This is a genomic window from Pseudomonas sp. AC112 (assembly GCF_979253545.1).
The window spans coordinates 4,005,074-4,025,547 of record NZ_CEEDCM010000001.1; the positions used below are offsets into that span (position 1 = coordinate 4,005,074).

Genomic DNA, 20,474 nt, shown 5'->3' on the forward strand with positions numbered 1-20,474 from the left:
GCGGGCAAGCCCGGCTCCCACATTTGATTGGGCTCACACAGTCATATCGGTGAAGGCGATCACCTGTGGGAGCCGGGCTTGCCCGCGATGAGGCCGGCCCAGGCAACTGTTACTGTTCAGTCAACGCAAACTGCGTCAAACAAAACGTCGGAATCCCCATGTCCTCCAGACGTTGCGACCCACCCAGCTCCGGCAGATCAATAATCGCCGCCGCTTCGAAGATCTTCGCCCCCATGCGCCGCACCAGGTTCGCCGCCGCGATCAGGGTACCGCCGGTGGCGATCAGGTCATCGAACATCAACACCGAATCGCCCTCGCACAGGCTGTCGGCGTGCACTTCCAGGAAGGCCTCGCCGTACTCGGTCTGGTAACCCTCGGCCAGCACGTCCGCGGGCAGTTTGCCCTGCTTGCGGAACAGGATCAGCGGCTTGTTCAGTTGGTAGGCGATGATCGAACCGATCAGGAAGCCCCGCGCATCCATTGCGCCGATATGGGTGAAATCGGCTTCGACATAACGCTGGGCAAAGCTGTCCGCCACCAGGCGCAGGGCGCGGGGCGATTGGAACAAGGGCGTGATGTCACGAAAGATCACCCCAGGCTTGGGGAAGTCGATGACGGGGCGGATCAGGGATTTGATGTCGAACGAATCGAAGGTCATCGTCGAAGAGTCCTGGGGCTGTAAACGGACTCGAAGTATACCTGCGGCCTCGGCGATTGGCGCGGCCGCAGGTGTCTGGATCAACCCTTCTCTTAACCTTCGAGCGAACCACCCGCCAGCGCGCACAGCTGGATCGGGTCGAGGATATGCACTTCCTTGCCTTCAGCGGCCAGCAGTGCGTTCTGCTGGAAGCGCGTAAACACGCGGGACACGGTTTCCACTGCCAGGCCCAGGTAGTTGCCGATTTCGTTGCGCGACATGCTCAGGCGGAACTGGTTGGCGGAGAAACCACGGGCACGGAACCGTGCCGACAGGTTGACCAGGAACGTAGCGATGCGCTCGTCGGCGGTTTTCTTCGACAGCAGCAGCATCATTTGCTGGTCGTCACGAATCTCGCGGCTCATGACACGCATCAGTTGGCGACGCAGTTGCGGCAATTGCAGGGCCAGTTCGTCCAGGCGTTCGAAGGGGATTTCGCAAACGGATGTAGTCTCCAGCGCCTGGGCCGACACCGGATGAATCTCGGTGTCCATGCCCGACAAGCCGACCAGTTCGCTGGGCAGGTGGAAACCAGTGATCTGCTCCTCGCCGCCGTCGCTGAGGCTGAACGTTTTCAATGCACCCGAACGTACTGCATAAACGGAATCGAACTTGTCGCCCTGGCGAAACAGAAACTCGCCTTTTTTCAGCGGGCGACCGCGTTTAACGATCTCGTCCAGCGCATCCATGTCTTCCAAATTCAACGAAAGTGGCAAGCACAGGGGGGCCAGGCTGCAATCCTTGCAATGAGCCTGGCTGTGAGCGCGCAGTTTAACTGGCTCGGACATTTCTTAAATCCTTGTGGGAAAACACACATAAGACGTAAGGGTAACGCACTGAGGGGCGGTGAGGCCAGCCTGTACAAAAAACCGGCAGGGGTATAAAGGTTTTTGTATCAGGGCCGATACAGGCGTATATCTCAATAATCCAGGGTTTGGATCATGGCTTCCATTGGCGGTATTAACCCCTCAAGTATTCGCATACCCACAATGCCGGACCTCAAAAAGGACGCAGGGGTTGACGATGCCAGCAACCCATCGGCACCGCAGGCGGATGCCAAGCCGGTCGAAGGCGTGGCAGTGACAATTTCCGGTGCGGGTCTGCAGGCTGCCCGTAACGACGCGAATAAAGACATCGACGACAGCAACCTGAGCGACAGCGTCAAGCAGTTGTTGAAAATGATCCGTGAGCTCAAGAAACAACTCGAGGACAAGATGGCCGAACTCGCTGCGGCCATGGCTGATACTTCGATGACGCCGGAGGCGCGCCAGGCCAGAGTCGCGGGCTTGCAGAGTGATGTGACGTCATTGCAGGCCGCGCTGGCAACCACCCAGGCCCAACTGGCCAAAGCCATGAAGGACGAACCGCCGGAGGCTCAGATGGAAGCCATGAGCCTGATGGCCAAGTAAGGCGCGTCGACTAGATAACCCTCGAGAAACGCTGCCTGTTCTGGTGCTCCAGATAGGCATCGAACACCATGCAAACCGACCTCACCAGCAGGCGCCCGGCCGGCAACACACGAATGCCCCGGGCGTCGAGTTCAATCAGGCCATCCTCGGCCATGGTCTCCAGTTGTGGCCAGATGTCAGCGAAATACCCGCGAAAATCCACATTGAAGGCCTGCTCGATCGCCTCGAATGCCAGGCTGAAATTGCAGATCAACTGCTGGATGACTTCCCGCCGCAACCGATCGTCCGTGGTGCAGACCAGGCCGCGACTGGTAGCCAGTTGCGCGCCGGCCAGGGTGTTCTGGTAGCCGTTGAGGTCGCTGCTGTTCTGGCAGTACAGGTCACCGATCTGGCTAATCGCCGACACTCCGAGCCCGATCAAGTCGCAATGGCCGTGGGTGGTGTAGCCCTGAAAGTTGCGCTGCAGCGTGCCTTCTTCCTGGGCAATGGCCAACTCGTCGTCGGGCAGGGCGAAATGGTCCATGCCGATGTAGCGGTAGCCGGCCTGGGTCAGTTGCTCGATGGTGGTTTGCAGCATCAAGAGCTTTGACGCAGGGGAGGGCAGTTCGTCGGTGCTGATACGCCGCTGGGGCATGAAACGCTCCGGCAGATGCGCGTAATTGAACACCGACAGACGGTCGGGTTGCAGGCTGATGACTTCTTCCACGGTGCGCGCAAAATTGATCGGTGTTTGCTTGGGCAAACCGTAGATCAGGTCGATATTGATCGAGCGAAATTGCAGGGTGCGCGCCGCATCGATGACCGCACGGGTTTCCTCCAGGCTCTGCAGGCGATTCACTGCCCGTTGCACCTCGGGGTCAAGGTCTTGCAGGCCGATGCTCACGCGGTTGAAGCCAAGTTCACGCAGCAGGCCCATGGTCGCCCAGTCCGCTTCACGGGGGTCGATCTCGATGCCGTAGTCGCCGGAATCGTCATCCAGCAAATTGAAGTGCTGGCGCAGGCAGCCCATGACCTGGCGCAGTTCATCGTGGCTGAGAAAGGTCGGGGTGCCGCCGCCGAAATGCAGTTGCTCAACCCGCTGTTTCGGATCGAGGTGGCAGGCCACCAGTTGGATCTCCTGCTCCAGGCGTTGCAGGTAGGCCTGGGCGCGGCCACGGTCCTTGGTGATGACCTTGTTGCAAGCGCAGTAGTAGCAGATGTTCGCGCAGAACGGCACATGCACATACAGCGACAAGGGTCGCACGGCTTTGCGGCTGTCGCGCAGGGCGTGGAGCAGGTCGAAAGTGCCGACCTGGCTGTCGAATTGCACGGCAGTGGGGTAGGACGTGTAGCGCGGTCCCGCCATGTCGTAGCGGTGAATCAGATTGGCGTCCCAACGAATGGCGTCGAGCATGCGGGCGTTCCCCCGGATAGGCTAGTGGGCCGAGTCTAGGGGCGTGGCCGAAATGGCATGTTGATTTGCATCAACGGGGAGCGGCGCTATGCCACATGGCGCCGAGCGCCCTGCCTCGCAAGTACTGATCGTTTTTGACGGCGTCTGTTGCCGTCATGCTGCGTTGCCGCTCCTCCCCATAGCCAGCTATGAGTCGTCGCGGCGCCTTGCCTGACGACAACAGCCACTCGTCAAAAACGATCGTACTTACGAGGCAGGGCGCTAGTGGCCCATTAGCCAGTGCTGGTGCGGGCCGGGCAATGTCCAGATACCGAACAGAATCACCAGCAAGCCGCCGGCCATCCGCACACTGCGTTTGAGCAACAGCGCCGTCACCCGCTCAGCCGCCAGGCCGGTAGCCAACAGCACCGGCCAGGTGCCCAGCCCGAACGCCAGCATCAGCAACCCGCTGTCCAGCGCATTGCCCTGGCTGGCCGCCCACAGCAACGTGCTGTAGACCAACCCGCACGGCAACCAACCCCACAGCGCACCCAGCAGCAAGGCGCGCGGCAGGCTGGACACCGGCAGCAAACGGGTGGCGACAGGCTGTATGTAGCGCCACAGGCCGCGCCCAAGGCTTTCGATGCGGGTGAGGCCGCTCCACCAGCCGGCCAGGTACAGACCCATGCTGATCAATAACAGCCCGGCCAGCACGCGCATGAACATCGCCGCCGGGCTGTTCGCCACCGCCCAGCCGGCCAGGCCAATCAATACGCCGGCAGCGGCATAACTGAGAATTCTGCCCAGGTTGTAGGCCAGCAGCAGCTGAAACCGGCGGCCGCGCTGCTCCTTGGGGATCGCCAGGGTCAGCGCGCCCATCAGCCCGCCGCACATGCCCAGGCAATGGCCACCCCCCAGCAGGCCGAGGATCAGCGCGGAGACCAGCAGTGGCGCCAGTTCAAGCATGGGGCGGGTCTTTCGGCGGTTGTTCGGGGTGGTTGGCCTCTTCGATGCCGGCCAGGTGGTTCGGGTCCTGGTCGTCGAACAGCACGCTATGGGCCGGGCCGTCGAGGTCGTCGTACTGGCCACTGTCCACGGCCCAGAAGAAGATGTAGATGGCCACGCCCACTAACAGCAGCGCCGCCGGAATCATCACGTATAAAGCTGGCATCTGCACTCCATGTCCGCGCGTCTCACACCGGCAGCGGGCGGGTTACTGAGGGGGCTCGGGCCGCAGGCGCACTCGGCAGGCGAGTCAGGCGCAGGGCATTGAGCACCACGGTCAACGAACTGAGGGACATGCCCACTGCGGCCCAGATCGGGGTGATCCAACCCAGGGCGGCGAACGGCAGCATAAGGCCATTGTACAGCCCGGCCCACAGCAGGTTTTCAATGATCACTCGGCGGGTGCGCCGCGCCAGGGTAAAGGCTTGCACCAGGGCGTCCAGGCGGTTGGACAGCAGCACGGCATCGGCGCTGGTCTTGGCCAGGTCGGTGGCCGTGCCCATGGCCACGCTGATATCGGCGGCGGCGAGGACGGGCACATCGTTGACCCCGTCGCCGAGCATCAGCACCTTGCGGCCTTCCTTGTGCAGTTGTTGCAGTACGTGCAGCTTGTCATCGGGGCGCAAGCCGCCGTGGGCTTCGTCGATCCCCAGTTCGGCGGCGACGCTGGCGACCATCGGCGAACTGTCGCCGGACAGCAACAGCGTGCGCCAGCCACGCGCCTTGCACGCGGCGAGCAAGGCCGGCGCGTCACTGCGCAGACGGTCATCGAGGACGAACCAGGCCAGGGCGCCTTCACGGTCGCCGAGCAGCAGCCATTGGCCAGAAACCTCAGGCGCGGCTGGGATCGGGCAACCACTGAGTTCACAGACGAAACCCGGTTGGCCAATGCGCAATACGCGCTCGCCGACACGCCCTTCAAGGCCCAGCCCTGGCGAACTGATGACTTCATCGGCGGCCAGTGGCGCACGGCCAAAGGCGCGCGCAATCGGGTGTTCGGAGCGGTTTTCCAGGGCAGCGGCGAGGCTCAGGCACAGGTCGGTGCTCAAGCTGCCCAGGGGGCGGATAGCCCTCAGCGCCAGGCGCCCTTCGGTCAGGGTGCCGGTCTTGTCGAAAATCACCGTGTCGATCTGATTCAAGCCTTCCAGCACATGCCCGCGGGTCAACAGCAGGCCGAGTTTGTGCAAGGTGCCGGTGGCGGCGGTGAGGGCGGTGGGGGTGGCGAGGGACAGCGCGCAGGGGCAGGTCGCCACCAGCATCGCCAGCACAATCCAGAACGCCCGCGACGAATCCAGCTCCCACCACAGCAGGCCGATCAGGGCGGCGGCGATCAGCGAGCACAACAGGAACCACTGCGCGGCGCGGTCGGCGATCTGCGCCAGGCGCGGTTTCTCGGCCTGGGCCCGCTCCAGCAGGCGCACGATGGCGGACAAGCGCGTGTCATGGCCCAAGGCACGCACTTCGACGGTCAAGGCACCCTCGACATTCAGCGTGCCCGCTGTGACGGCGTCGCCGGTCTGGCGCGGTTGCGGCAAGTATTCACCAGTGAGCAACGATTCATCAATGCTCGAATGGCCATCGAGGATCACGCCATCCGCCGGCAGCACAGCGCCTGGATGCACCAGGACGCGATCGCCCAGTGCCAGTTCCGGGAGCAGGATGCGTTCACTCTGGCCATCGGCCTTGAGCCGCAGGCACGAGGCGGGCAACAGGTTCACCAACTGTGCGGTGGCGGCGGCCGTGCGCTCGCGGGCGCGGCGCTCAAGGTAGCGACCGGCCAACAGGAACAGCGCAAACATGCCCACCGCATCGAAATACAGCTCGCCCACGCCAGTGATCGCGGTCCAGATCCCCGCCAGATAGGCGCCACCAATGGCCAATGACACCGAAACGTCCATGGTCAGGTGACGCGTGCGTACGTCGCGCATAGCGCCCTTGAAAAACGGTGCGCAGCTGTAGAACACGATGGGCGTTGTCAGAAACATCGCCACCCAGCGCAGGATCACGTGCAGCTCCGGGCTCAGGTCGATATTGAATTCCGGCCAGGTGGCCATGGTTGCCATCATGGCCTGGAACCACAGCAGCCCGGCCACGCCCAGTTGGCGCAGGGCCAGACGGTTTTCGCTGGCCAGTTGCTCGGCGGCGCGGTCCGGCTGATAGGGGTGGGCGGCGTAGCCGATGTGGCGCAACTCGCTGAGCAGTTGGCTCAGCGGCAGTTGGCCGTCTGCCCAAAGCACCTGCAGTCGATGGTTGGACAGGTTCAACCGCGCCTCGGCCACGGCGGGCAGGCTGCGCAGGTGTTTTTCGATCAACCAGCCACAGGCCGCGCAACTGATGCCTTCCATCAACAGGGTGGTTTCGGCGAGTTCGCCTTCGTGGCGCACAAAGGGTTTTTGCACGTCGGCGCGGTCGTACAGTGCCAACTCGTCGACCAGTTGCACCGGCAGCGTCTCGGGGTTGGCCGAGGCTTCGCTGCGGTGCTGGTAATAGCTTTCCAGGCCACCGGCCACAATGGCTTCGGCCACCGCCTGGCAGCCTGGGCAACAGAGCTCGCGGCGTTCGCCGAGGATCACTGCGGTGAAGCGGCTGCCCGGCGGAACGGGCAGGGCGCAGTGGTAGCAGGGGATTGGGCTGGTCATGGGTATGAATCTTAGTCGGCTGGGAAGGCCTCATCGCCGGCAAGCCGGCTCCTACAGGTCTAACGCGGTCCCTTGTAGGAGCTGGCTTGCCGGCGATGCGCGAAGCGCAGGTGTTTATTTTTTCAGGTCTTCGGCACCCTGCAACGGTTCATCACCCAGCAGCAAGTCCTTGTCGTGGCTGACCAGTTCTTCTTCGAACATGCGCCAGGTGCGATCGCCTTCCACGCCGAGCAATTCGACAAAGCGCCGGCCCTCGACCTTGTCGGTGACCTGGCCGATGTAGCGGCCAGTTTCGCTGTCACTGCGGGCCAGGTTGATCTTGCGATCCTTCTCTGGCTGGGTCGGGGAGATCAGGTTCAATTCCAGGGTGGCCGGGTTGCTGTTGCCGGTGAGGTTCACTTCGACTTCACCGGTCAGCTCATCCAGGTGCACCTTGGCGCGCAATTGCAGGGTCTGGGCCAGCAACTCGCGGTCCAGGGAGCGGTTGATGCCCTTGCCGGCCTCGTAGTAGTTGTCGTTGACCAGGTTGTCGGGGTTGTTCACCGCGATAGTCACCATGGACAGGGTCAAGGTCACCGAGCAGGCCAGGATCCCGATGATGATCCAGGGCCAGAGGTGCTTGTACCAAGGGCTTGCGGCAGTGGCTACGGACATTGTTCGGTTCTCTTGATTAACGAACTTGCGGGCCGATGAATCGGCTCTTGGCTTCAATGTGGACGCTGGCGTCATCGGCGTCGGTGAGGATGAATTTCACCTCGTTGGTGCTCGACGGCAGTTGTTCCGGCGCGCTCGACAACTCCACCGGCATGCTGACGATATCACCGGCAGCCACTTTGATTTCGCGGCGGCCTTGCAGCTTGAGGTCGGGCAGGCCGGCAGCGTCGAGCACATAGGTGTGGTCGCGCTGATCCTTGTTCATGATCTTCAGGCTGTAGACGTTTTCGATCCGGCCTTCGGCGTTCTCGCGGTACAGCACACGGTCCTTGCTCACGTCGAAACCCACCAGCGAGCGCATGAAGAAGGCCGCCACCAGCAGGCCGATCATCGCCAGCAGCACCAAGGCGTAGCCGATCAGGCGCGGGCGCAGCTTGTGGGTTTTCTGCCCCGACAGGTTGTGCTCGGTGGTGTAGCTGATCAGGCCGCGTGGGTACTCCATTTTGTCCATGATGTTGTCGCAGGCGTCGATACAGGCGGCGCAGCCGATGCACTCGATCTGCAGGCCGTCGCGGATGTCGATACCGGTGGGGCACACCTGCACGCACATCGTGCAATCGATGCAATCGCCGAGGCCCTGGGCCTTGTAGTCGATGCCTTTTTTGCGCGGGCCACGCACCTCGCCACGGCGGGGGTCGTAGGAGACGATCAGGGTGTCCTTGTCGAACATCACGCTCTGGAAGCGCGCGTACGGGCACATGTAGATGCACACCTGTTCACGCAGCCAGCCCGCATTGCCATAGGTGGCGAGGGTGAAGAAACCCACCCAGAAGTACGACCAGCCATCGGCCTGGCCGGTGAAAAACTCGAACACCAGTTCGCGGATCGGCGAGAAATAGCCGACAAAGGTCATGCCGGTGACAAAACCGATCAGCAGCCACAGGGTGTGCTTGCTGAATTTGCGCAGGAACTTGTTGGCGCCCATGGGCGCTTTATCGAGCTTGATGCGTTGGTTGCGGTCGCCTTCGGTGACCTTTTCGCACCACATGAAGATCCACGTCCACACACTTTGCGGGCAGGTGTACCCGCACCACACGCGACCGGCGTACACGGTGATAAAGAACAGGCCAAACGCGGCAACAATCAGAATGCCCGAGAGCAGGATGAAATCCTGGGGCCAGAAGGTCGCGCCAAAAATAAAGAACTTACGCTCCGGCAGGTTCCACCACACGGCCTGGTGGCCACCCCAGTTCAGCCATACCGTGCCGAAGTAGAGCAGGAACAGTCCGGCACCGCCGAGCATGCGCAAATTGCGGAACAGGCCGGTGAAGGCGCGGGTGTAGATCTTCTCTCGCGAGGCGTAGAGGTCGACAGTGCTGCTGGCGTTTTTGGCAGGCGGGGTAACGTCATGTACCGGTATTTGGTTGCTCATCATTGCATCCCACGGCGGTGGAGATTTGCCTCGGCCAGTACGTGCCAACCGGGGTCAAATTAAGGGTGTTGCAGTGGCCTAATGATACGCCCCCGATGCGGTGCAAGGGGTGCGACCTTTGGTCGCGTTGGGGAAAATCAATTGATGGTGTACGTGATCTGGATCAATTGACTTGGGAAGTATGGACGGTTTTTGCGCGGTGGGCGGTCATTCGTCCAACGGAATCCTCGCTTGGGCGCAAGGTCAGGTCGTCGCACAAAAAAACGCCGATGGTTCACTCCTCCGGCGTTGTACCGATAAATGCGTACAGGTGGGTACGGATACCTTAATGGTTCATTTGTGTGTCAGGTGGTGGGGCAACCTGATGATCAAGTGGGAGTGCTGGCTGTTCCACCCTGGGAACCCCGGTCAGATGAGTACATGAACCTAACGATGTCCTGTCGGTTGAATTTCCCGTCTCGTGCACCATTGCTATCCAGATCGATAGCGGAGGTAAAGCCATCACGCTTGAGGATTTCAAGCGCGAGTATTTGATCGGCCTCGTTGAATTGACTCCCGCCTTTGCCCATGGTGATCGATCCCAGAAAATCGACCGTTATAAACCCTCTGTTTGCGGGGTCCTCAAATCTTTGAAAGTTGTTATCCAGCATCTGCGCCAGGTCGAAGTCGCTCATGCCGACGTACAGATTGGATATTAAATCATGGGTTAAAGCGGCGTAGTTATCAGTAGGTGCGGACGCCGAAGCGCTGGATGTTGGCTGGATCGAGAAAATAGTCACGTTGTCATCTCACTGGTTAAAAATCCAACTCCCGATACGGGCATTGGGTGACGAGTGAGTGTTCGTTTCATCGCCTCGGTTCCTCGTGAACATATGGGCTTAAAGATTAAATCAAACGTCCCATGGTGTTATCAATGTAACGCCACTGGAGCTGAAGTCACTGACGTTGCGCGTCACAACGGTGAGGCCATGAACCAGAGCAGTAGCGGCGATCAGAGCATCACTTTCATTGGTCTTTGGTTGAATTCGCGGCTGGAGAGCGGGGTGATGGTCATGGGCGCCTCCCGCTTATTGGAGTGAATGTCGTTACGTTGCTACGTCGTAGTTGCAAGCTTCAAGCGGCACGCTACAAGTGGTAGAGCGTCGCCTCGCTTTGCGCTGCAAACTGAACGAAAAAAGCCCCGTCAGCGTTTGGCTGCACGGGGCTTTTGTCTTGTCGCTTGCAGCTTGAGGCTTAATCCTGCTTCTGGGACAAGCTGTAAACATACGCTGCCAGCAAGTGCACCTTGTCATTCCCCTGCAGCTGCTCCTGCGCAGGCATCTGGCCCTGGCGGCCCCAACGGATGGTTTGTTGCAGTTGGGCGAAGCTGGAGCCGTAGATGAATGCACCCGGGTGAGTCAGGTCGGGCGCGCCCATGGCGGGGGTGCCTTTGCCGGCCGGGCCGTGGCAGGCGACGCAGTTGGCGGCGAAGAGTTTCTCGCCGTTGGCCACATCGGCTTTCACGCCTTCGGGCAACTTGCGGCCGTCGAGGTTGGTGACCACGAACGCGGCCACATCGCTGACGCCTTGTTCCTTGAGGATATCCAACCAGGCCGGCATCACCGCATGGCGGCCCTTCATGATGGTTTCCTTGATGGTGGCCGGCTCGCCACCCCAACGCCAGTCGGCGTCGGTCAAGTTAGGGAAGCCATACGCGCCCTTGGCGTCGGAACCGTGGCACACCGAGCAGTTGGAGGCGAACAGGCGGCCCCCCATCTTCAGGGCTTGCGGGTCCTTGGCCACTTCTTCAATCGGCATCGACGCGAATTTGGCGAAGATCGGACCGAACTTGGCGTCCGACTTGGCCATTTCCTTTTCCCATTCGTGCACGCCGGTCCAGCCGGTCTGGCCGTTGGCGAAGGGGGTTTGCTTGTCGTTGTCGAGGTAGGCGTAGCCCGGTAACAGGCCCTTCCAGTTGCCCAGGCCGGGGTACAGCGCCAGGTAGCCGAGGGCGAAGATGATGGTGCCGACGAACAGCATGAACCACCACTTGGGCAGCGGGTTGTCGTACTCCTCGATGCCGTCGAATGAGTGGCCGACGGTCTCGTCGGTTTGCTCGGTGCGCTGGCCCTTGCGGGTCGACAGCAGCAGCCAGGTCAGGGCGAAGATGGTACCCAGACTGAGGACTGTGACGTACAGACTCCAGAACGTAGTCATTCTTTGTTACTCCTAGAAGCTTGCTCGACGTGCTTGATGGCTTCGGGATCATCCGCGAAGGGCAGCATGGTTGCGTCGTCAAACTCCGACTTGCGCTTGGGGCTGAACACCCACAACGCCAGGCCGATAAAGGCCACCATCACCACAACGGTGCCCAGGCCTCGAATCATCCCGATATCCATGAAGGTCACCGTTTGCTTTTGATGAGGGTGCCCAGGCCTTGCAGGTAGGCCACCAGTGCGTCCATTTCGGTCTTGCCCTTCACGGCTGCGGCTGCACCGGCGATGTCTTCGTCGGTGTAGGGCACGCCCAGGGTGCGCAAGACTTCCATTTTCTTCGCGGTGTCCTTGCCGTCGAGCTTGTTTTCCACGAGGAACGGGTACGCCGGCATTTTCGATTCAGGCACGACGTTGCGCGGGTTGTACAAGTGCGCACGCTGCCAGTCATCGGAGTAACGTCCGCCGACACGGGCCAGGTCTGGGCCGGTACGCTTGGAGCCCCACAGGAACGGGTGGTCCCACACGCTTTCACCGGCGACGGAGTAGTGGCCGTAGCGTTCGGTTTCGGCACGGAACGGGCGGATCATCTGCGAGTGGCAGCCGACACAACCGTTGGCGATGTAGACATCGCGGCCTTCCAGTTCAAGCGCGGTGCGCGGCTTCATGCCTTCGACCGGCTTGTTGGTGACGTCCTGGAAAAACAGCGGAACGATCTGGGTCAGGCCGCCGATACTCACGGCGATGACCATGAAGAAGGCCAGCAGGCCGATATTCTTCTCGACTACTTCATGCTTCATCAGTGGGCTCCCACAACGGCGATCTTGGCGGCGGCTTCGGCTTCTGCAGGGTCGGAGGCACGTACGGTGCGCCAGACGTTGTAGGCCATGAACAGCATGCCGGCGGCAAAGAACGCACCGCCCAGTGCGCGGACGATGTAGCCCGGGTGGCTGGCTTGCAGCGCTTCGACGAAGGAGTAGGTGAGGGTGCCGTCATCGTTGATCGCACGCCACATCAGGCCCTGGGTGATGCCGTTGACCCACATCGAGGCGATGTAGAGCACGGTACCGATAGTGGCCAACCAGAAGTGCGTGTTGATCAGCGCGACACTGTGCATCTGCACGCGGCCAAACAGTCGGGGGATCATGTGGTAGATCGCGCCGATGGAGATCATCGCTACCCAGCCGAGGGCGCCAGCGTGTACGTGGCCGATGGTCCAGTCGGTGTAGTGGGACAGCGAGTTGACGGTCTTGATCGCCATCATGGGCCCTTCGAAGGTCGACATGCCGTAGAACGCCAGGGAGACGACCAGGAAGCGCAGGATCGGGTCGGTGCGCAATTTATGCCAGGCGCCAGACAGGGTCATCATGCCGTTGATCATGCCGCCCCAGCTCGGGGCCAGCAGGATGATCGACATCGCCATGCCCAGGGACTGTGCCCAGTCCGGCAATGCGGTGTAGTGCAAGTGGTGCGGGCCGGCCCAGATGTACAGGGTGATCAGCGCCCAGAAGTGCACGATGGACAGGCGATACGAGTAAATAGGACGTTCGGCCTGTTTCGGCACGAAGTAGTACATCATCCCCAGGAAACCGGTGGTCAGGAAGAAACCCACCGCGTTGTGGCCGTACCACCACTGGATCATCGCGTCCGTTGCCCCGGCGTAGGCCGAGTAGGACTTGAACAGGTTCACCGGCAGCGAGGCATGGTTGACGATGTGCAGCATCGCCGTCACCAGGATGAACGCGCCGTAGAACCAGTTGCCCACGTAGATGTGCTTGGTCTTGCGCTTGACGATGGTGCCGAAGAACACCACGGCATAGGTCACCCACACGATGGCGAGCAAAATGGCGATCGGCCATTCCAGCTCGGCGTATTCCTTGGTGGTGGTGTACCCCAGCGGCAAGGTGACAATGGCGCTCACGATGACCGCTTGCCAACCCCAGAAGGTGAAGGCCGCGAGGCTGTCGGAGATCAGTCGCGTCTGGCAGGTTCGCTGCACGACATAGTAGGAGGTGGCAAACAATGCACATCCACCGAAGGCGAAGATCACCAGGTTGGTGTGCAGCGGGCGCAGGCGGCCAAAGGTCGTCCATGGCAAACCGAAATTCAACTCCGGCCAAACCAGTTGCGAGGCGATGAACACCCCGAGCCCCATGCCAAGGATCCCCCAGACCACCGTCATGATGGCGAACTGGCGGACTACCTTATAGTTATAAGCAGTCGGACTGATTGCTGTGCTCATTCTAAGGTTCCACGGTTTAGGTTTTTTTATAGGTAAAATCGGCCGCAAGTATGTAGAAAGCGAGGGGCCATTGCAACGCAATGGCTGACCTGTATCAATGCGTTCCACGCCAGATTCTGCGCCCTTTCCATGTTTTGCGTAGGGACAAAATCAGAAATCGAAAGCTGATCGAGTGGACAGGAAAATTTTGGGGTCGCAACGAATGTCGTTGCGTACGCCAGGATTGGTCCGCTGTGGGAACAAGCGTAGACCCGAAAGTGAGGGGGGGAAAGGTGTGCTTTGGAAGGGTGCGACACTTGGTCGCGCAGCTAGGTTGAGCTGCCGCCCCAGAGTGGGGCAGCAGCTCAGAGGTTACTCAGGCTGGCTTTCTGGCGTTGCACCATCAGCGGTGTGGGACAAGCTGTAAACATAGGCTGCCAACAAGTGCACCTTGTCATTGCCCTGCAGCACTTCCTGCGCGGGCATCTGGCCCTGGCGGCCATGGCGGATAGTCTGCTGCAACTGCGCAAGGCTGGTGCCGTAGATATAGCCGGCCGGTTTGGTCAGGTCGGGCGCGCCCATGGCTTCCATGCCGTGGCCTTCCGGCCCGTGGCAGGCGACACAGGTCGTGCTGAACGCCGCCTGACCTGCTGCCAGGTCTGCGCTGCTGTTGGCCGGCAAGGGCAGCTTGGCCACGTCGTGACGCACATAGGCCGCGACGTTTTTCACCCCTTCATCGCCGAGCATGTCACCCCAGGCCGGCATTGCCGCGTGGCGGCCGTTGAGGATGGTGGTCTTGATCGCTTCGGCCGAACCGCCCCAGCGCCAGATGTTGTCCGCCAGGTTGGGGAAGCCAAACGCGCCCTTGGCATCCGAGCCGTGGCACACCGCGCAGTTGGAGGCAAACAGGCGACCGCCCATTTTCAGCGCTTGCGGATCTTTGGCCACTTCTTCCACGGGCATGGCCGAGAATTTGGCGAAGATCGGCCCGAACTTGGCGTCGGCCTTGGCCATTTCCTTGTCCCATTCCTTGGTCTGGGTCCAGCCGTCTTCATAGCCCGGCAACACGCCTTTCCAGTTGCCCAGGCCCGGGTAGAGGATCAAATAGCCGACCGCAAACACCAGGGTGCCGGCGAACAGCATGAACCACCACTGGGGCAGCGGGTTGTCATATTCCTCGATACCGTCAAAGGCGTGGCCCATGGTCTGGTCGACACTGCCCTTGGTCTCGCCCTTGCGGGTGCCGATCAACAGCCAGGTCAGGCCGATCAGGCTGCCGAGGGTCAGTACGCAGATCCATGTACTCCAGAATAGGGTCATGGCCGAGTGCTCCTTATTGCAGGCTCTTCTTGAGCGTCGGATGGAGAAGGTTCATCGGCGAAGGGCAGCAGGCGGGCCTGCTCGAATTCCGCATTGCGCCGGTTGTTGAACACCCACAGCGACAGGCCGATAAAGGCGATGGCGACCACCAGCGTGCCGAGGCCGCGGATGGTGCCCGCATCGAATTCAAATCCCATGGCTCACCTCTTGCTCTTGATGGCAGTGCCGAGCACTTGCAGGTACGACACCAGGGCGTCCATCTCGGTCTTGCCCTTGAGGCTGGCCACAGCGCCACTGATATCGTCGTCGGTGTACGGCACGCCGAGGGTGCGCATCACTTTCAACTTGGTCTCGGTGTGGCTGCTGTCGACCGCGGCGGTGACCAGCCATGGGTAGGCCGGCATTTTCGACTCGGGCACCACATTGCGCGGGTTGTACAAGTGCGCGCGGTGCCAGTCGTCCGAGTAGCGCGCGCCAACGCGCGCCAGGTCCGGGCCGGTACGCTTGGAGCCCCACAGGAACGGGTGGTCCCACACGCTCTCGCCGGCGACCGAGTAGTGGCCGTAGCGCTCGGTTTCGGCGCGGAACGGGCGGATCATCTGCGAGTGGCACTGTACGCAGCCTTCGCGGATGTAGATGTCACGGCCTTCCAGTTGCAGCGCGGTGTAGGGCTTCATGCCTTCCACCGGCTTGTTGGTCACGTCCTGGAAGAACAGCGGGACGATCTGGGTCAGGCCGCCGATGCTCACGGCGAGCACCATGAGCAGCATCAGCAGGCCGACGTTCTTTTCAATCGTTTCGTGTTTCATCATCGACTCCTCAGGCCATCTGCGCGGCAGCGGTGACTTCGGCAGGTTGCGCCGAACGCACGGTGCGCCAAGTGTTGTAAGCCATCAGGAACATGCCGCTGAGGAAGATGGCGCCGCCCACCAGCCGCACGATGAAGCCTGGGTGGCTGGCCACCAGGGTTTCGACGAAGGAGTAGGTCAAGGTGCCGTCTTCGTTGACCGCACGCCACATCAGGCCTTGGGCGATGCCGTTGACCCACATCGAGGCGATGTAGAGCACGGTGCCGATGGTGGCCAGCCAGAAATGCGCGTTGATCAGGCCGAGGCTGTACATCTGCTCGCGACCAAAGATTTTCGGGATCATGTGGTACAGCGCGCCGATGGAGATCATCGCTACCCAACCGAGGGCGCCGGCATGTACGTGGCCGATGGTCCAGTCGGTGTAGTGGGAGAGGGCGTTGACGGTCTTGATCGCCATCATCGGGCCTTCGAACGTCGACATGCCGTAGAACGCCAGCGACACCACCAGGAAGCGCAGGATCGGGTCGCTGCGTAACTTATGCCAGGCGCCCGACAGGGTCATCATGCCGTTGATCATGCCGCCCCAGCTCGGTGCCAGCAGCACCAGCGACATCACCATGCCCAGCGATTGTGCCCAGTCCGGCAGCGCGGTGTAGTGCAGGTGGTGCGGGCCGGCCCAGATGTACAGGGTGATCAGCGCCCAGAAGTGCACGATGGACAAGCGATACGAATACACCGGACGTTCGGCCTGCTTGGGCACGAAGTAGTACATCATCCCCAGGAAGCCGGCGGTGAGGAAAAAGCCTACCGCGTTGTGGCCATACCACCACTGCACCATGGCATCCGTCGCACCGCCGTAGAGGGAGTAGGACTTGGTCAGGCTGACCGGGATTTCCAGGTTGTTGACAATATGCAGGATGGCCACGGTGATGATGAACGCACCGAAGAACCAGTTGCCGACGTAGATGTGCTTGGTGTTGCGCTTCATCACCGTGCCGAAGAACACGATGGCATAGGCCACCCAGACGATGGTGATCAGGATGTCGATCGGCCATTCCAGCTCGGCGTATTCCTTGGAGCTGGTGTAGCCCAGCGGCAAGGAGATGGCGGCCAAGAGAATGACCAACTGCCAGCCCCAGAAGCAGAACGCGGCGATCTTCGGCGCGAACAGCTGGGTTTGGCAGGTGCGTTGTACCGAGTAGAAGGAGCTGGCGAACAAGGCGCAGCCACCGAAGGCGAAGATCACCGCGTTGGTGTGCAACGGGCGCAGGCGACCGAAGCTGGTCCACGGCAAATCGAAGTTGAGTGCAGGCCAGACCAATTGGGCCGCGAGAAAAACCCCGAGCCCCATGCCGACGATGCCCCACACCACCGTCATAATGGCGAATTGGCGGACCACCTTGTAGTTATAGGCGGTACTTAAAGTAGTGTTCATGGTTCCCCATCCACGGTTCAACCCAAGCAGATGCGGCACTTGGGCTGGAGTTATAGGCAGACTAAAAAGCGAGGCAAGCATGGGCAAAGAGCACAAGGCCAGTATTGACGGGGATCAATGGGCGCAGTGTGTGCGGGAGCGGGGCTGGTTGTGGGATGTCGCGTCGACGGCTGCGAAGGGCGCGCCGGCGACGCTGATCCTGGCCCACGGCGCCGGCGCACCGATGGACTCATCCTTTATGAACGACATGGCTGCACGCCTTGCCGGGCACGGCGTGAACGTGTTGCGCTTCGAGTTTCCGTACATGGCCCAGCGCCGGCTGGACGGCGGTAAACGCCCGCCGAACCCGGCGCCCAAACTGCTGGAAGCCTGGCGCGAGGTGTACGCCGAGGTGCGACGTCATGTCGCTGGGAAACTGGCGATTGGCGGCAAGTCCATGGGCGGGCGCATGGCCAGTTTGCTGGCGGATGAGTTGGGTGCCGGTGGGCTGGTGTGCCTGGGGTATCCGTTCTATGCGGTGGGCAAACCGGAAAAGCCACGGGTCGAGCACCTGGCTGGGTTGAAGACGCCGACGTTGATTGTGCAGGGCGAGCGGGATGCCTTGGGCAATCGGGCGGCGGTGGAGGGGTATGACTTGTCGCCGAGCATCGAGGTGATGTGGCTAGTGGCGGGGGATCATGACTTGAAGCCGTTGAAGGCGTCGGGGTTCAGCCATGAGCAGCATTTGGAGGCTGCGGCGGTGAACGTCGCCAGGTTTATTGGCGCCTGTTAGGGCTCTATCGCCGGCAAGCCGGCTCCTACAGGGGATTGCTTAACCTGTAGGAGCCGGCTTGCCGGCGATAGCGGTTTACCGGTTAAAGCGTTCAACCAGCGAGTACTGGGTATTCGCCGTATGCGTCAGCTCTTCACTCAGTTGCGCCGAATTCAACGCCTGCTCTGACGTCTGGTCCGCCAACAGCGCAATGGTGCTGATGTTGCGGCTGATCTCTTCGGCCACCGAGCTTTGCTCTTCAGTGGCAGCGGCGATCTGCGTGGTCATGTCGGTGATATGTGCCACCGCCTCACTGATGCCCACCAACGCCTGGTCCGCCTCCATCACCCGCGCCACGCCTTCTTCGGCCTGGCGGTGCCCGGCGTCCATGGTTTGCACGGCGGCGGCGGCAGTCTGTTGCAGCTTGGCGATCAGGGCATGGATCTGCCCGGTCGATTCGGCAGTGCGCTGCGCCAGTTGACGGACTTCGTCAGCGACGACCGCAAAACCACGGCCCATCTCACCGGCACGCGCCGCTTCGATGGCGGCGTTGAGCGCCAACAGGTTCGTCTGGTCGGCAATGCCTTTGATCACATCGACCACACCGCCGATTTCATCGCTGTCCTTGGCCAGTTGGGTGACGGTCACGCCGGTCTCGCCGACGGCCACCGACAGGCGCTGGATCGCCTCGCGGGTTTCCCCGGCGATATCGCGGCCGCGACCGGTCAGGCGGTTGGCTTCCTGGGTGGCATCGGCGGTGCGTTGCACGTGGCTGGCGACTTCCTGGGTAGTGGCCGCCATCTGGTTAACCGCCGTGGCCACCTGTTCGGTTTCCACGCGCTGGCGTTCCAGGCCACTGGAGCTGTTATGCGCCAGGGTGTTGGACTGCGCCGCCTGGTCGTTGAGGTGTTCGGCAGTGTCCTGCAAGCGCGTTAGGCACGTCTTCAGGCGTGCTTCCTGGCTGAGGATCGACATCTCCAAACGCGCCTGGGCGCCACGGCTGTCGGTGTACATCTGTGCGATCAGCGGGTCGGACGTGGTCTGCTCCGCCAGGCGCAGCAGGCGCTTGAGGCCGCGCTGCTGCCAGCTCAGGCCCAGCAGGCCCAATGGCACCGACAGCCCCGCCGCCAGGGCAAAGCCCCAGTGGGAATTGAGCGATGCGCCGATCATGAAGCTCAGCTGGCTCACCAGGATAAATGGCAGCCAGTCCTGCAACACCGGCAGCCACTTGTCCCGCTGCGGGATCGCCGACTTGCCCTGGTTGATGCGCTGATAGAGTGCTTCGGCCCGGCGAATCTGCTCGGCGGTGGGCTTGATGCGCACCGATTCGTAGCCGACCACCTGGTTGCCTTCGAAGACCGGCGTCACGTAGGCGTTAACCCAGTAGTGGTCGCCGGTCTTGCAGCGGTTCTTGACAATGCCCATCCATGGCAAGCCTTGTTTGAGCGTTGACCACATGTGCGCGAACACCGCCGCCGGAACATCCGGGTGACGCACCAGGTTGTGCGGCGCACGCACCAGTTCGTCACGGGAGAACCCACTGATCTCGACGAAGGCGTCGTTGCAGTAGGTGATCACGCCTTTGGCATCTGTGGTGGAGATCAACCGTTGCTGAGCGGGGAAGGTACGTTCGCGCTGGGTAACGGGTTGGTTATTACGCATGATTGTTCAATCCGCAAGGCTTTCAAGGGGTATCGGCACGAACGGCCGTTTATTTAACTTATTTTTGCAACAATCAACCGGCGAGCATCGGGTAGGTAAACAACCCGAAGTGAAGCAGATTCAAACCAAAGTGCGTGGCCACTGCCGCACCCAAGCCACCAAAGCGATACGCCAAGCCATACCCCACCCCGGCGATGCTCGCCAGCAGCACCCAGTGCCAGCCCGCGCTGATATGCACCAGGCCGAACAGCAGCGAGGCCAGCAGCAACGCAAGGTTGTCGCCGTAAGGCAGGTGTTTGAAGCGCTGGCTCAAGCCGCCCTGGACATAACCACGGAACAGGGCTTCTTCGACCAGCGTCACCAGCAACAGGTTATTGAGCACCCACAGCCAGGCCTGTTCTGGCCATTTCGGCGCCCAGGTGATCATGCCCAGCAAGGCTGCACCGCCCAGGGCGGCGATGGCGGTGAGGGTCAGGGCCAGGGCGGCCACGCAGATCGCCAGGCGCAGGCTGCGCCGCGCCACGATCCACGGGCAGGCCAGCAACAACCAGAAGCCAATCAGCGGCTTGTCCTGGTTCAGGTACATCGAGAAAGGCACGGCATCTTCGGTGAAACGCTGCGGGGCAATGCCGCGCCCATTGTAGAAACCCGGCAGCCAATGCATCGCCAGGCCCAGGGCCAGCACCATGAACAAACCGTGCCCGACGTAACGCGCCCAGGGCGTGCGTTGCTGGCGTACGGCGTACCCGGCGAGCAACAGCAGGGCGACGGACACCACCGCCAGCGCTCCCAGTTGCCCGTAGATCAGGGCCAGCAGGTAGCCAATGGAGAGAAGCACCAGGTACAGCCAGGGCAATGCGATCATTGGAAATCCTT

Annotated in this window: 21 protein-coding genes and 1 pseudogene; 2 read left to right on the top strand and 20 right to left on the bottom strand. The window is 61.4% G+C overall.

Going from position 1 to position 20,474, the window contains the following annotated elements; genetic code table 11:
- Positions 1-109 precede the first annotated feature (109 nt).
- Positions 110-658: an adenine phosphoribosyltransferase gene (locus tag AC0IYN_RS18520; RefSeq protein ID WP_025854263.1), complete on the bottom strand. Its 549-nt coding sequence runs from the start codon at positions 656-658 to the stop codon at positions 110-112.
- A gap of 92 nt (positions 659-750) precedes the next feature.
- Complete coding sequence (gene fnr / locus AC0IYN_RS18525; protein WP_015885309.1) at positions 751-1,485, bottom strand: fumarate/nitrate reduction transcriptional regulator Fnr; 735 nt, start codon at positions 1,483-1,485, stop codon at positions 751-753.
- Positions 1,486-1,638: 153 nt separating this feature from the next.
- Here fnr and AC0IYN_RS18530 point away from each other — a divergent pair, with 153 nt between their 5' ends.
- Positions 1,639-2,106, top strand: a complete 468-nt coding sequence (locus AC0IYN_RS18530; protein ID WP_406597982.1) for a hypothetical protein — start codon at positions 1,639-1,641, stop codon at positions 2,104-2,106.
- 10 nt (positions 2,107-2,116) lie between these two features.
- Here the strand turns inward: AC0IYN_RS18530 and hemN are convergent, their stop codons facing one another.
- From hemN to ccoN (AC0IYN_RS18610), 16 genes and pseudogenes are all read right to left on the bottom strand, one after another.
- Positions 2,117-3,499 carry an oxygen-independent coproporphyrinogen III oxidase gene (gene hemN / locus AC0IYN_RS18535; protein ID WP_458375750.1) on the bottom strand — a complete coding sequence of 461 codons (1,383 nt, stop codon included), beginning with the start codon at positions 3,497-3,499 and terminating at the stop codon, positions 2,117-2,119.
- Positions 3,500-3,760: 261 nt separating this feature from the next.
- Positions 3,761-4,444, bottom strand: coding sequence for a sulfite exporter TauE/SafE family protein (locus AC0IYN_RS18540; RefSeq protein ID WP_471842420.1), 684 nt, complete (start codon positions 4,442-4,444; stop codon positions 3,761-3,763).
- A complete protein-coding gene (gene ccoS / locus AC0IYN_RS18545; RefSeq protein WP_033900568.1) occupies positions 4,437-4,649 on the bottom strand; it encodes a cbb3-type cytochrome oxidase assembly protein CcoS in 213 nt (70 codons plus the stop codon). The genes AC0IYN_RS18540 and ccoS overlap by 8 nt, the downstream gene beginning before the upstream one ends.
- A gap of 22 nt (positions 4,650-4,671) precedes the next feature.
- On the bottom strand, positions 4,672-7,122 hold the full coding sequence (locus tag AC0IYN_RS18550) for a heavy metal translocating P-type ATPase (RefSeq protein WP_471842421.1): 2,451 nt from the start codon (positions 7,120-7,122) through the stop codon (positions 4,672-4,674).
- Between the two features lie 114 nt (positions 7,123-7,236).
- Entirely contained in the window at positions 7,237-7,776 is a 540-nt protein-coding gene (locus tag AC0IYN_RS18555; RefSeq protein ID WP_078049713.1) for a FixH family protein, read from the bottom strand.
- 16 nt (positions 7,777-7,792) lie between these two features.
- Positions 7,793-9,208, bottom strand: coding sequence for a cytochrome c oxidase accessory protein CcoG (gene ccoG / locus AC0IYN_RS18560; protein WP_406597986.1), 1,416 nt, complete (start codon positions 9,206-9,208; stop codon positions 7,793-7,795).
- A gap of 368 nt (positions 9,209-9,576) precedes the next feature.
- Entirely contained in the window at positions 9,577-9,987 is a 411-nt protein-coding gene (locus tag AC0IYN_RS18565; protein WP_406597987.1) for a hypothetical protein, read from the bottom strand.
- A gap of 111 nt (positions 9,988-10,098) precedes the next feature.
- Positions 10,099-10,221: pseudogene (locus tag AC0IYN_RS18570) on the bottom strand (VapC toxin family PIN domain ribonuclease); the annotation flags it as partial.
- Between the two features lie 220 nt (positions 10,222-10,441).
- On the bottom strand, positions 10,442-11,404 hold the full coding sequence (gene ccoP, locus AC0IYN_RS18575; protein ID WP_406597988.1) for a cytochrome-c oxidase, cbb3-type subunit III: 963 nt from the start codon (positions 11,402-11,404) through the stop codon (positions 10,442-10,444).
- Complete coding sequence (locus AC0IYN_RS18580) at positions 11,401-11,586, bottom strand: CcoQ/FixQ family Cbb3-type cytochrome c oxidase assembly chaperone (protein WP_016775513.1); 186 nt, start codon at positions 11,584-11,586, stop codon at positions 11,401-11,403. The genes ccoP (AC0IYN_RS18575) and AC0IYN_RS18580 overlap by 4 nt, the downstream gene beginning before the upstream one ends.
- A gap of 5 nt (positions 11,587-11,591) precedes the next feature.
- Positions 11,592-12,200, bottom strand: coding sequence for a cytochrome-c oxidase, cbb3-type subunit II (ccoO, locus tag AC0IYN_RS18585; protein WP_025854274.1), 609 nt, complete (start codon positions 12,198-12,200; stop codon positions 11,592-11,594).
- A complete protein-coding gene (gene ccoN, locus AC0IYN_RS18590) occupies positions 12,200-13,642 on the bottom strand; it encodes a cytochrome-c oxidase, cbb3-type subunit I (RefSeq protein ID WP_028617468.1) in 1,443 nt (480 codons plus the stop codon). Before ccoN (AC0IYN_RS18590) ends, ccoO (AC0IYN_RS18585) begins: the two co-directional genes overlap by 1 nt.
- 351 nt (positions 13,643-13,993) lie before the next feature.
- Positions 13,994-14,941, bottom strand: a complete 948-nt coding sequence (gene ccoP, locus AC0IYN_RS18595) for a cytochrome-c oxidase, cbb3-type subunit III (protein WP_406597989.1) — start codon at positions 14,939-14,941, stop codon at positions 13,994-13,996.
- Positions 14,938-15,138 carry a cbb3-type cytochrome oxidase subunit 3 gene (locus tag AC0IYN_RS18600; protein ID WP_010208563.1) on the bottom strand — a complete coding sequence of 67 codons (201 nt, stop codon included), beginning with the start codon at positions 15,136-15,138 and terminating at the stop codon, positions 14,938-14,940. The genes ccoP (AC0IYN_RS18595) and AC0IYN_RS18600 overlap by 4 nt, the downstream gene beginning before the upstream one ends.
- Before the next feature lie 3 nt (positions 15,139-15,141).
- On the bottom strand, positions 15,142-15,750 hold the full coding sequence (gene ccoO, locus AC0IYN_RS18605) for a cytochrome-c oxidase, cbb3-type subunit II (RefSeq protein ID WP_017735321.1): 609 nt from the start codon (positions 15,748-15,750) through the stop codon (positions 15,142-15,144).
- A gap of 10 nt (positions 15,751-15,760) precedes the next feature.
- Complete coding sequence (ccoN, locus tag AC0IYN_RS18610) at positions 15,761-17,185, bottom strand: cytochrome-c oxidase, cbb3-type subunit I (RefSeq protein ID WP_099493583.1); 1,425 nt, start codon at positions 17,183-17,185, stop codon at positions 15,761-15,763.
- A gap of 79 nt (positions 17,186-17,264) precedes the next feature.
- On the opposite strand from ccoN (AC0IYN_RS18610), the gene AC0IYN_RS18615 reads away from it, so the two are divergent.
- Positions 17,265-17,957, top strand: coding sequence for an alpha/beta family hydrolase (locus AC0IYN_RS18615; RefSeq protein ID WP_471842423.1), 693 nt, complete (start codon positions 17,265-17,267; stop codon positions 17,955-17,957).
- A 75-nt stretch (positions 17,958-18,032) separates the two neighbouring features.
- Here the strand turns inward: AC0IYN_RS18615 and AC0IYN_RS18620 are convergent, their stop codons facing one another.
- The gene (locus AC0IYN_RS18620) at positions 18,033-19,598 is read right to left on the bottom strand and encodes a methyl-accepting chemotaxis protein (RefSeq protein WP_058427327.1); all 1,566 of its coding nucleotides are present in this window, start codon (positions 19,596-19,598) and stop codon (positions 18,033-18,035) included.
- 73 nt (positions 19,599-19,671) lie between these two features.
- Entirely contained in the window at positions 19,672-20,463 is a 792-nt protein-coding gene (locus AC0IYN_RS18625; protein WP_406597991.1) for a CPBP family intramembrane glutamic endopeptidase, read from the bottom strand.
- Positions 20,464-20,474: the final 11 nt, after the last annotated feature.